General features: G+C 56.0%; 7 protein-coding genes. 2 read left to right on the forward strand and 5 right to left on the reverse strand.

Annotation, left to right across the window (positions count from 1 at the left end; genetic code table 11):
* Positions 1 to 270 precede the first annotated feature (270 nt).
* The 4 genes from HX873_RS12085 to HX873_RS12100 form a co-directional block, all read right to left on the reverse strand.
* Complete coding sequence (locus tag HX873_RS12085) at positions 271 to 1,779, reverse strand: efflux transporter outer membrane subunit (protein WP_087692986.1); 1,509 nt, start codon at positions 1,777 to 1,779, stop codon at positions 271 to 273.
* Between the two features lie 10 nt (positions 1,780 to 1,789).
* Complete coding sequence (locus HX873_RS12090) at positions 1,790 to 5,059, reverse strand: efflux RND transporter permease subunit (protein WP_087692985.1); 3,270 nt, start codon at positions 5,057 to 5,059, stop codon at positions 1,790 to 1,792.
* A 15-nt stretch (positions 5,060 to 5,074) separates the two neighbouring features.
* Positions 5,075 to 6,259, reverse strand: coding sequence for an efflux RND transporter periplasmic adaptor subunit (locus HX873_RS12095; protein WP_177122716.1), 1,185 nt, complete (start codon positions 6,257 to 6,259; stop codon positions 5,075 to 5,077).
* 169 nt (positions 6,260 to 6,428) lie between these two features.
* Positions 6,429 to 7,202, reverse strand: coding sequence for a gamma-glutamylcyclotransferase (locus tag HX873_RS12100; protein WP_256349628.1), 774 nt, complete (start codon positions 7,200 to 7,202; stop codon positions 6,429 to 6,431).
* A 525-nt stretch (positions 7,203 to 7,727) separates the two neighbouring features.
* Between HX873_RS12100 and HX873_RS12105 the strand changes: the two genes are divergently transcribed.
* Positions 7,728 to 8,348: a glutathione binding-like protein gene (locus tag HX873_RS12105; protein WP_087692981.1), complete on the forward strand. Its 621-nt coding sequence runs from the start codon at positions 7,728 to 7,730 to the stop codon at positions 8,346 to 8,348.
* 76 nt (positions 8,349 to 8,424) lie between these two features.
* Here the strand turns inward: HX873_RS12105 and HX873_RS12110 are convergent, their stop codons facing one another.
* Positions 8,425 to 9,570, reverse strand: coding sequence for an epoxide hydrolase family protein (locus HX873_RS12110; RefSeq protein ID WP_214498809.1), 1,146 nt, complete (start codon positions 9,568 to 9,570; stop codon positions 8,425 to 8,427).
* A gap of 199 nt (positions 9,571 to 9,769) precedes the next feature.
* On the opposite strand from HX873_RS12110, the gene HX873_RS12115 reads away from it, so the two are divergent.
* Entirely contained in the window at positions 9,770 to 10,636 is an 867-nt protein-coding gene (locus HX873_RS12115; protein ID WP_177122718.1) for a patatin-like phospholipase family protein, read from the forward strand.
* Positions 10,637 to 11,048: the final 412 nt, after the last annotated feature.

The raw sequence follows: 11,048 nt of genomic DNA on the forward strand, positions 1-11,048 counted from the left end.
TGAATGCACCGTCTTTGAAAATCGGCATCACCGTCGAGGGGTTTGCCACTTGGAAACCCAGGCATCGCCTGTGCTTGGGAGCTATTGTCCTGTAAGCAAGGAAGTCCTTAAACGCACCTGCGTGAGACGCTTCGTCGCTTGCAAAGAGACAATGCGACACCCCCGATTCCGGGCCTGCGTGACGGATGCACCGATGCGTCATCACAAAAACAAAAAAGCATGCTCGATGGCATGCTTCTCTGTTTTTCCATCGGTGATAGTCAGCGAGCTTTACCGCTGCGTGATCGCTTGAGACGTGGCCGGTTTGGCATTACCCCAGCCACCACCCAATGCGCGAATCAGGTTCACGGTGGCCGCCGCTTGAGCGCCCTGCAACTGCACCGCCGCCCTGCGTGATTGCAGCGCCGTCCGCTCCGCGTCGATCACAGAGAGATAGATGACATCTCCTTCGGTGTACTGCGCCCGAGCGACTTTCGCCGCCCGGCCTGACGCCTCCACAGCTTGCGACTGCGTCCGGGTCTGGTCTTCCAGCACACGCAGATCGGCGAGGTTGTCCTCTACTTCACGGAACGCCACCAGCACCTGTTGCCGATAGTTGGCGACATCTTCTTCATACTCGGCCCGGGCCTTGGCCAGGTTGCCCTTGCGCAGGCCGCCGTCGAAGATCGGCAAGTCAAGCGCTGTACCCACCAACGGGCCAAGCAGGAAAGTACGGCTGCTCCATTTGAACAAGTTGCTCAGCGAACCGGACTCAAAACCGGCAGTGCCGGTCAGCGTCAATGACGGGAAGAACGCCGCTTTAGCCACGCCGATCCGTGCGTTCGCCGCAGCCATCGAGCGTTCGGCTGCGGCGATGTCCGGACGACGCTCCAGCAGTGAAGATGGCAAACCCGCCGGGATACGCAGATTCACCGGCTGTAAAGGATTGGCGGCCATCGAAAACTCTGCCGGTGTTTTGCCCAGCAACACCGCGAGGCTGTGCTCCGACGTCGCACGCAGACGCTGCACCGTCATTGCATCCGACCGGGCTGTCGCTAACTCAGACTCGGCACGCGCAACATCCAGCTCACTGATATCGCCCAGCGCATATTGCTGCTGCACCAGTTTCAGGGCTTGTTCACGCAGTTCGATGGCATGGTTGTACACCTCGATTTCCGCGTCCAGTTCACGCAACGCGAAATAGTTCTGTGCTACATCCGCCTGCAAGGCCAACAACACCGAATGGAACAAGGCTTCGCTACGCTGGGTTTCCGCGTCCGCCGCATCAACCGTGTTGGCGACGCGACCAAACATGTCGACCTCGTAAGAGATACCGGTCTGGGCACGCCACAGGGTTTGACTTGCCCCCTGCCCGCTGTCCGACTGGAACTGCGACGCCGGTGACACACGCTGACGGGTCGGGCCGAAACCCGCGTCTACGGTTGGGAACAGAGCCGAGCGAGCCGACTGATTCAGCGCCCTCGCCTCATTCAACCGTGCGGCCGCTGCAACCAAATTCTGGTTGGCATCCTGCGCCTGACTTTCGAGGTGATTCAGAGTGGTGTCATTGAACACCCGCCACCACTCGCCCCTGGTGAAGTCCTCCGACGGCTCGGCCGTTTTCCAGTTGCCGGCTTCGGCAGAAGACAGCGGTGCCGAAACCTTTTCCTCTTTGAAAGCCTGTGGTGCAGAAACATCAGGTTTCTCGTAAGTCGGCGCCAGGGAGCAGCCGGCCGTCACCAGCATCGTCGCCAGCCAGACCGATCCTAAAAGCATCCGATTCATTGCAAACACTTTCATGTCGTTCTCCTTACTTCAGGTACGCGGCTTCAGGCACGCGGGCTGATGCTTGAGTGTGATGGCCACTACTTGAGTGGGGCGTGTGTTCCGGACTGATATTAAAGTCGTCGTTGAGGTCAGCACCGAGGTGTGGGTGTTTACCGTGCTTATCCACCAGGTGTTCCACACCCGACAGTTTGCGCAGCAACACGTAGAACACCGGCGTCAACATCAAACCGAACAGAGTCACGCCCAGCATGCCGAAGAACACTGCGATACCCATGGCCTGACGCATTTCAGAACCCGCGCCGGTGGAGAACACCAACGGCACTACCCCCATGATGAAGGCGATGGACGTCATCAGGATCGGACGCAGACGCAGGCGGCTGGCCTCGATCGCGGCCTGCACAATGGAACGGCCCTGCATTTCCAGTTCACGGGCGAACTCGACAATCAGAATGGCGTTCTTCGCCGACAGCCCCACCAACACCATCAAACCAATCTGGGTGAAGATGTTGTTGTCACCATTGGTCAGCCACACACCCACCAGTGCCGACAGAATACTCATTGGTACGATCAGGATGATCGCCAATGGCAAGGTCAGACTTTCATACAAGGCAGCCAACACCAGGAACACCAACAACACGCTGATCGGGAACACCCACATTGCCGCGTTGCCAGCGAGTACCTGTTGATAGGTCAGGTCAGTCCACTCGTACTTGATCCCGCGTGGAAATACTTCCTTGGCGATACGATCGACCGCCGCCTGAGCCTGGCCAGACGAATAGCCGGGAGCCGGGCCCCCGTTGATGTCGGCAGCGGTGTAGCCGTTGTAGCGCACGACCATTTCCGGGCCATAGGTAGTGGTCACTTTGATCAGCGACGACAGCGGCACCATCTCACCTTTGTCGTTGCGGGTTTTCAGCAAGCCAATGTTTTCAGCGGTAGCACGGAACGGCGCATCCGCCTGAGCCCGCACTTGATACACACGACCGAACGCGTTGAAGTCATTGACGTACATCGAACCCAGGTAGATCTGCAGGGTGTCAAATACATCAGTGACCGACACACCCAACTGCTTGGCCTTAACCCGATCCAGGTCAACGTTGAGTTGAGGCATGTTGATCTGGAACATCGAGAATGCCGGGCCCAGTTCCGGCGCCTTCGCAGCCGCAGCCAAGAAATCCTGAGTCGCCTTGTTCAGCGCCTCCAAGCCCAGTGCGCCACGGTCTTCGATCATCAGTTTGAAACCACCGACCGTCCCCAGGCCCGCCACTGGCGGTGGGGGGAATACGGCGATGGCCGCGTCCTTGATCCCGGCATATCTGGCATTCAACTGCGCAACGATGGCCGAGGCGGACTCTTCTTTGGAGCGATACTTCGACGGCTCAAGTACAGGGAATACCAGGGCACTGCTTGGCGAGTTGGTCAGGCTGACCGACAACCCCGGAAACTGCGGCAGGTTCTTCACGCCTGGAATGGCCAAGGCGATATCACCCATGTCACGCACGACGTTCTCGGTGCGATCCAACGTCGCGCCGCTAGGCAATTGTGCGATAGCAACCACGTAGTCCTTGTCTTGTGCTGGCACAAAACCACCCGGCACGATTTTGCCCATCCACACCGCGCCACCGAGCAGAATGCCGTAGATCACCAGCATCACCAGCTTGCGGTTAACGACACGGCGTACACCGTTGCCATAGTTTTCCGAACCCCGGTTGAAAACGCGGTTGAAGACGTTGAAGAAACGACCGAATAGCTTGTCCATGATCCGGGTCAGACGGTCTTTCGGCTCGTCATGCCCTTTGAGCAGGATGGCGGACAACGCTGGCGACAGGGTCAGGGAGTTGAACGCCGAGATCACGGTAGAGATCGCAATGGTCATCGCGAACTGTTGATAGAACTGACCGGTCAGGCCGGACATGAAAGCCAGCGGCACGAACACCGCCACCAGGGTCAGCGCGATGGCGATGATCGGCCCGCTTACTTCCTGCATGGCCTTGTAGGTCGCATCACGCGGCGACAGACCGTCAGCGATGTTTCGTTCGACGTTTTCCACCACGACGATGGCGTCGTCGACCACAATACCGATTGCCAGCACCATGCCGAACAGCGACAGGGCATTGATGGTGTAACCAAAGCCCAGCAGCAATGCAAAAGTACCGATGATCGATACCGGCACCGCCAGCAACGGAATCAGCGAGGCGCGCCAGGTCTGCAGGAACACGATGACCACCAGTACTACCAGGGCAATCGCCTCCAGCAGGGTCTGGATCACAGCATGAATACTGTCACGCACAAACTGGGTGGGGTCGTACTTGATGCCGTAATCGACACCATCCGGCATGTCCTGCTTGATCTCTTCCATGACGGTGCGTACGTCATCGGAAATCTGCAACGAGTTTGCACCCGGTTGCTGGAAGATAATCATCTGTACGGCAGGCTTGTTGTCGAGCAGTGCACGCAAGGTGTACTCGGACGCGGCCATTTCCACACGAGCGACATCCGACAGCCGCGTGATCGCGCCACCGGAAGATTTCAGGATGATGTCGCGAAATTCCTGCTCGGTTTTCAAACGGCCTTGGGCGTTGACGCTCAACTGCATCGGTACGTCGGTGAGCATTGGCGCACCGCCAACGATACCGGCCGCCACCTGCACGTTCTGCTCACGAATGGCCTTCACCACATCGAGAGCGGTCATGTTCAGGCGGGAGACCTTTTGCGGGTCGAGCCAGATGCGCATTGAGTAGTCGCCGGCGCCCCACATCACCACTTCACCCACACCAGGAATCCGCGCCAGGCGATCCTTGACGTTGATCAACGCATAGTTGCGCAGGTAGGTCAGGTCGTAACGCTGGTTCGGCGAGGTGATGCTCACGCCCATGGTCAGGGTGGGTGAGGACTTGATCGTGGTCACGCCCAGGCGCTGCACGTCTTCAGGCAGACGCGGCAAAGCCTGCGCCACGCGGTTCTGCACAAACTGCTGAGCCTTGTCCGGATCAGTACCGAGCTTGAAGGTGACGGTGGTCGTCAACTTGCCGTCGCTGTTGGCCAGCGACTGCATGTAGAGCATGTTTTCCACGCCGTTGATCTGTTCTTCAATCGGCGAAGCAACGGTTTCGGCGATTACTTTCGGGTTGGCGCCCGGGTACTCGGCGCGCACCACCACCGAGGGAGGTACCACTTCAGGGTATTCGGCGGTCGGCAGCTTGGTGAGGGCAATCAACCCCGCCAAGACCACCACCACCGACAGCACGCCGGCGAAGATCGGCCGGTCAATAAAGAATTTAGAGATATTCATGATGATGTTCTCTCGTTAAGCCGAAGGCTTCGCAGCACGACCGATGTTTGCCATTTCCACGGCGTTGGCGTGCACGGTGTCGTTGGGACGTACGCGTTGCACACCGCTGACCACCACCCGATCACCGGCCTTCAGACCAGAAGTGATGATGCGCAGTCCATCGTGCAGGTTGCCCAGGGTGACCTCGCGGTACTCGACGACATCGCCCTGGCCGACCAACAGGACAAATTTCTTCGCCTGATCGGTGCCGATGGCCGAGTCATCAACCAATACGGCGTCCGTTGGCTTACCGCCGCCCACCTTGATACGTGCGTACAGACCCGGCATCAGTGCACCATTTGCGTTATCGATACGTGCCCGCACACGGATGGTTCCCGATTGGGTGTCGAGTTGGTTGTCGATGGAGTCGACCACACCGTTGCGCGAGTAACCGGTTTCGTCAGCAAGACCGAGGGAAACGGGAGCAGGTTTGCCTGACGCCTGATTCAGGTAGCGCAGGTAGGTTTGCTCATCGACATCGAAGGATGCGTAGATAGGTGTTACCGAAACCAGGCTGGTCAGCACCGGTGCCGCCGGGCCTGCCGACACTACGTTGCCAACGGTCAGTTCCGCACGCGATACACGTCCGGCGATGGGGGCGCTGATTTCAGTGTAGGAAAGATTGACCTTGGCCGCGTCGAGTGCTGCCTTCGCCACTTTCACGTTAGCGATCGCTTCGCGCGAAGCATTTTGTTTCTCGTCCAGATCGCGCTTGGAAATGGCATTGGATTCGATCAATCGCCCAGCGCGAGCGGCATCGGTCGCCGTATAGACGGCGCGGGACTCAGCAGCGGCTAATTGACCGGCAGCACGATCAACTTCGGCCAGATAAGGACGCTGATCAATAGTGAACAGGCGATCTCCTTTGTTGACCATTGCTCCGTCTTTGAAATGTACGGCAACGATAGTTCCTGGTACCAATGGACGGATATCGACCTTACCTACCGCCTCAAGGCGACCCGAATAACTCTGCCACTCGCTAATCTGTTTAAAGACCACGGTGGCAACATCAACTTCAGTTTTAGGGGCGACCGCTGCTTCTGCCGCATGAGCTGACTCAATGGGTGGAAAATGATCGCCATACTTCACGGCGATTCCGGCTGTGCCGGCCACTAAGAGCGCACTCAACGCAACAGAAAGTCGTTTGTGATGGGCGATCATTTCTTTTCTCCTACTCAGTTAAGTTACTGTCTTGATAGGCAGCGATCGAATACCAGCTCCGGTCTACTACCAAACGTCTTGCAATTGACTTTTATGAATTTCGGGCGCAGAGAGACTCCTTCCCGAAACCGGATACTTACAGCACAACACACACAACATCAGGTTTAATTCAGGGCGTTATTCCTGCTGACAATGCGCCGATGTATTCATCAAAAAATCCGCTTTCGCATAATGCATTGGTCAACTTGTGCACATACTCTGCGTTACTCCCCATAGGGCCAGACGCTACTGAAATGTGCCGCGTAACGGATTCAACACTCGCATCCTTTTCATACAGCGGATGGTCAGGCTCAGCGACGAATACCAATGCCGTAGCGTGTGTCCCGTCATCCATAGAGATCGGCGCCCAAACCGGTCGATAAGCGCCAGTTGGCATCTCCCGAATCCAAAGCAAGATCAACTCTTCTCGTGCCACCTGCTCGGTCAACTTGAAAGCGACTCCCTGAGTAGAGCCCCCTGGTTCAAGTGCCAGCATCCGTCCCGGCGTACTGACAGTGGCCCGGCCAGCGATGATTCGCATGCAAAAGCTTCTGTGCCAGCCTTGTAAAGTTGCGCGCTTTTGTCCTGCAAAGTTCAACAAGGGATTCCATAACAACGAACCGTAACCAAAGACCCAGATGTCGCCACGTTCATGGCGTTTGGCCAACGTTTCGCGCATGGATTGCTCGATCTGCTCTAACGTCCACAACAAATCTTTTGGCATCTCACCGAAATTTTCGAGGTATGCACCGGAGGTAATCTGGTCTTTCGTCAACATTGCCGCCGCCTCTGATTCTGCGTCCGCACTGAAAATAGATCCGGCCCAGCCTGGCCCGTAGAACGCAAAATTTGCGGCAGCCAAGAGATGAACCAACGTTGGCAGCCAAGTAATAAATCTGCCCATGGACAAATACTGCCGGAGCGTGAGAGGCGGATAAATAACGCAAGGGTCTACTGTTAGTAGCCACAAAAGAGACAATGATATGAATAGAGGGTGTCAGTTCTAACTGATTAGATCTTTTTCGAAAACAGCACTTTTCTTTACGGCGCAGCAAAACACCCAAGTAGTTTCATGACTATCTTTCAAGCGTCTGCCCAGCAACTAAGGGCACGGTTTTTTATCAGTACCTGGGTTGTTGATCCGCTTGAGTCACAACGAAACTATTGAATTGGGTCCGGCTTGCAGTGAATTATGCCCTCCGCGCTAGACCGCATAAATAACGCTATGGTGGTTACACAGTTGCCACAGGAGCGACAATCCTGATTACGACTGCGTAAGGGAGAGAGTGGAAAACCGCACCTTTGGGCGCCTCTGTCGTCGTGCGCTTTGCCGATGAACGGCGCATATGTCGAAGCACCGCCAAACGCGATATTTTCCTCAGCGAGCTATCCTTCTATTTTCCAGATCCGCACGACGAGAGCCCCTCCCATGAAGCTCTATTTCACTCCTGAAGCCTGTTCGATGGCACCCCATATCGTATTGCGTGAGCTGAACATTCCATTTCAGCTAATCCAGGTCGACCACGCCACCAAAACCACTTCCGCAGGAGAGGATTACTGGAGCATCAACCCACATGGGTACATCGCAGCCTTGATGCTCGACAATGGAGAGGTGCTTACCGAAAGCTCGACTATTCTCGAATTTCTTGCCGATCTCAAACCCGCGGCAGGCTTGGCGCCACCGTCAGATAGCTGGCAGCGAGTACGCCTGCGTGAGTGCCTGAGTTTTCTGTCGTGCGAGCTCAATTGTGCAATGAGCCCCTTATTTCGAGATATCCCTCAGCAGGTGCGCGACCAAATCTACACCCGCCTCTTCCGTCGTGTGGACTCACTCAACCAGACGCTTTCACAGCAACCCTATTTATTGGGCGAAGCATTTTCCGTGGCAGATGCCTACCTCTATACGTTACTCAGATGGCTCGACTGGTTCTCGATTGACCTGAGACGGTGGCCAGCTTTAGCCGCTTACCAAGAACGCATCGGTGCTCGCCCTAGCGCTCAGGCAGCGTTGGCCGCAGAACTGAACGGGAAGAGTCCGCGCGCACATTAGGCCAGTAGGATACGCCGAGCCCAGTTAAACGCGGACCTAGAGATGCGCGATCACTTCACGAACGCTCCAGCCGCCATCAACGAACAGTAGAGAACGCCGCTCGCACTTCATTGACGAAAATCTTAGGCTGTTCAAAGGCCGCAAAATGGCCGCCTTTTTCCGCTTTATTCCAGTAGATCAAATCGCTGTACGCCTGCTCGGCCCATGCCTTCGGCGGCGTGTAGATCTCTCCTGGGAACACCGAGACAGCCACTGGCAGATCAAGGTGAATGGCACCGAAGTTAAGACCTGGATGCTCGGCATACATACGTGCCGACGATGCACCGCTGTTTGTCACCCAGTACAGCATGACGTTGTCGAGAATCTGGTCGTAAGAGAACACGCTCTCGGCAGTGCCACCACTGTCGCTCCAGGACGCAAGCTTCTCGTAGATCCACGAAGCCTGACCCACAGGAGAGTCCGCCAGCGAGAAGCCGATGGTCTCTGGGCGAGTGGTTTGCAGGTCGTGATAGGCGATGCCGTCAGAAGCAAACAGCACGCACTGATCGAGTGCTGCTTGCTCTTCTGCGCTCAGCTCTGCAGGCAGATCGGTCGGAACAACAAAAGGCAGGTTCACGTGAATCGCCGCCAAGCCGTCCAGTTTCAAGCGCCCCATCTCAGTGGTCACCACACTGCCCCAGTCACCACCCTGCGCAACATAACGAGTGTAGCCAAGGCGCTGCATCAATTCGTGCCAGGTATTACCGATACGGGTGCGGTTCCAACCTTTAGTGGTCGGTTTGTCGCTAAAGCCATAACCAGGAATAGAAGGCAGAACCACGTGGAAAGCGTCTTTCGCTTCGCCACCATGAGCAGTTGGATTTACCAACGGATCGATGCTGTCGAGGAACTCGACAATCGAACCCGGCCAACCGTGGGTCATGATCAACGGTAAAGCGTTTTCGTGAGGAGATTTGATGTGAAGGAAGTGAATGCCCAGGCCATCAATTTCAGTTTTGAACTGCGGATAGCTGTTCAAGCGTGCCTCGAATCGACGCCAGTCATACTGGGTACGCCAGTACTCAACCAGGTCTTGCACCTTGGCCAATTGTGCGCCTTGGGAATGATCGCCAACGGTTTCACGATCCGGCCAGCGGGTGCTATTCAGACGACGCTGCAAATCATCCAGTTCGGCCTGAGGGATCTCAATGCGAAAAGGCGTTAGTTGAGTGCTGTTGGACATCATGAGTTCCTCTGTGTCATCGGATTGTCGACAACCGTTTGGGTGTCGATTCAGTCGAGATCACTATGCCCGTAGCAAAGGAAAGAATAAGCCCGTCGAAAAGCAACGCTCTGTCGCAAGAGAGGATACAAAGGCCGGTAAGTAACGCGTGTCTCGTCAGCTACACTCAATCGACGCAAGACTGCAGAGGACGTCGAGCATGGTTACCAAAACTGCAATCGTATTTGCTGGCGGTGGCAGCTTGGGAGCTGTTCAGGTAGGGATGCTGCGGGCCTTGATGGAGACCAATGTAAGCTTTGACATAGTGGTCGGAGCCTCAGTAGGGGCAATCAATGGCGCGTACTTTGCCGCAAGACCCAATGCAGAAGGAGTCGAAGCACTCGCCGGTTTCTGGCGTGGTCTGAATAAAAAGGACATCTTTCCTTTATCCTGGCTTGATACCTGTAGAGGATTGATCAAGCGGCGTGGTTTCCTGTTGCAACCAGCGGCTTTGCATCGACTACTGGGTCAAGCGTTACCCATTCACCGCATTGAAGAGGCTGCACTTCCCCTGCACATCGTCGCCACTGATCTGCTCAGCGGTGCCGAAACAGTGCTGTCCAGTGGGGAACTTAAGCAGGCGTTATTAGCAAGCGCGGCCATCCCGCTCGTGTTCCCGTGTGTACAAATTGCCGATCGATTTCTGGTCGATGGCGGTGTGGCAAGCAATACACCCATTTCAACTGCCGTGGCCCTGGGGGCCACTAATGTCGTGGTAGTGCCCACCGGAGTAAGTTGCGCCCTGACACAACCTCCGCGAGGCCTGGTCGCTTTAGCACTGCATACCGTCAACCTGATGAGCATGCGCCAATTGGTGAGCGACATCGAACACTTCCGTACCCTCACCAGCCTGCATATCGTCCCACCTTTGTGCCCCGTGGATGTCTCTGTATTCAATTTTGCCCAGACAGAAGATTTGCTGCAGCGCGCTTATAAACAGACGCTATGGTGGCTAGACGGTGGAGGGCTTGAGCGTACGAAAGTACCGGGCGCGCTGACAATTCACTCCCATGCCCATGATAGCTGAATGCGCGCTAGCTGCCGGTTACTGCCCAAGTCAACAGGCTAATGTTTGGGCATCGCTGCTTCAGAAAACCAAATAGCCTATCGGTTTTCTGCACCACAGCTTTGCTCGCCTGTTGAGGTAGAGAACTGCGCTGCGCTCGCACTAGTGGCCTCGACTGGTCGTTTCGAACTCAGCGATCGCACCAAGTTGCTGGAGTTGATGCACAAGACAGCTCAACGCATCAGTTCCGGTGTCGTAGAGTTCAGCCTGCAAATCTAGCCAGCGTTATCGTCCAGGGGCCCCAAGCTCTGATACAAGCTTTCGCTCGATCGCAGTGCAGCGTCTCACTGCTGCGTAGTGTTATGAACAAACGAGCACTGCATGGGGAGTACGGCAACGCTTTCGATTCGTACACCACGCCCCCGCTCCTAAG

The organism is Pseudomonas sp. P7758 (genome assembly GCF_013386485.1).
Taxonomy (GTDB): Bacteria; Pseudomonadota; Gammaproteobacteria; order Pseudomonadales; family Pseudomonadaceae; genus Aquipseudomonas.